Raw genomic sequence first — 749 nt, 5'->3', positions numbered from 1 at the left:
TCTAAAGATTTCAAAACTCAAGACATTCTTTCAATATAAACAAGAGTTTAGAAATACATACAACAAAGGAATATTTTATTCAGAGATGCTAAACTTCTTAAGACTCTTTATAAGTTTCAAGACTACCTAAGTATAAGCAATCAATCTAATCACTGTTATGATGATGGAGTAAGACGTATCTATTGAAATGACTATCAAGCAACAAGAATAAGATGCAATTGTTTCATATCAAATTGCATTCCATTTATAACATTTGAATAAATATTTAAATATATTTTTTCTATATAGATAATCAATGATAATATTTATTATTTATGGTTCTGAATTGAAATGTTTTTGAAGTGAGGGTATTATTCTTATTCATTCCTCCCCTGGGTCCTATGAAAAATAATTGAATGAGTGGGTATAACGGAATGAATACCAAATGAATGTTAAGATGGTTTAAAGAACACATCACGTTTAGGTGATTGTGTTTGTTTTGTGCTGCTTGTGTAATATCTAAAGTCCAATCCTATGAATCCTATGAATCCTATGAATCCTATGAATCCTATGAATCCTATGAACTTGCAAATCTTTTTAGAACTCATGAATCTTTTAGAATCTTTAGACCCTTTAACTCCTTTGAATCTTGTAAAATCCAAATCCTTCTAAAGCAAAAACAAATCAATGAGAAAAACCTCCTCTGTTAGAATCCTATGAATCCTTAGATCTTGCAAATCTTTTAGAACTTTTAAAATCTTTTAGATTAT

General features: G+C 28.3%; 1 protein-coding gene. It reads right to left on the bottom strand.

What is annotated here, in order from left to right; all coding sequences use genetic code 11:
• Positions 1–431: 431 nt before the first annotated feature.
• Entirely contained in the window at positions 432–641 is a 210-nt protein-coding gene (locus BKH42_RS09360; protein ID WP_143428622.1) for a hypothetical protein, read from the bottom strand.
• Positions 642–749 lie beyond the last annotated feature (108 nt).

Origin of the sequence: Helicobacter sp. 13S00482-2, from assembly GCF_002272795.1 — a bacterium.
Taxonomy (GTDB): Bacteria; Campylobacterota; Campylobacteria; order Campylobacterales; family Helicobacteraceae; genus Helicobacter_J.
This window is presented reverse-complemented; position numbering and strand designations above follow the sequence as displayed.